The organism is Thermococcus sp. GR5, assembly GCF_012027535.1.
In the GTDB taxonomy this organism is placed as follows: domain Archaea; phylum Methanobacteriota_B; class Thermococci; order Thermococcales; family Thermococcaceae; genus Thermococcus; species Thermococcus onnurineus.
In genome coordinates, this window is the sequence record NZ_SNUN01000016.1 from 1 (window position 1) to 545 (window position 545).

General features: G+C 45.1%; 1 protein-coding gene. It reads right to left on the minus strand.

Features of this window, described 5'->3' with window-relative positions; translation table 11 throughout:
* The coding region (locus E3E33_RS10670) for a hypothetical protein (protein ID WP_206203916.1) at positions 1-469 on the minus strand (469 nt) is incomplete at its 3' end.
* Positions 470-545: the final 76 nt, after the last annotated feature.

Here is a 545-nt window from a genome sequence, read left to right on the forward strand (position 1 = left end):
AAATCTTCCGACTCTCGGAGAAGTCTGCCCATTTAACCTTAGACCTTAAAAGCTCAAACTCTTCCTTCGTCTCCTTAAGAAGCTTATATCTCTCGTAAAGATTGTTAGAGTGCTCCATTTCCCATTTAAGGTTTTCCTCCTCAATCCTACGCCTCAAGGCCTGGATACTAATCTTAATTTCATCAGCTCTCTCCTTAATCTCGTCCTCGGTAAAGTTTTCGATTAGGTATTCCCTATCAACGTCAAAAGTGGTTATCAACGTCCTGACTATAACCCTCTCCATCGGACCTAAGCCGGCTTCCTTGAGGTCTTGAAGAGAAACCCTTACCACACTCGGATTCTCGGCCTCTATTTTGTCCAAAACCTTCAGAATCTCCTTAAATGGATTAATCAACCCCCGGTTGCTACCGCCGGAAACCGCCGTATCAGTAGATGGTAAACTTTTTATGTTCTTATTCTCCATATCCATATGACCGACCTCCTAAGATTCTTCTTAAAGGGGGATACACGGGCCATGAGGGGGCCGTTGGGGGACGGCCCCTTAA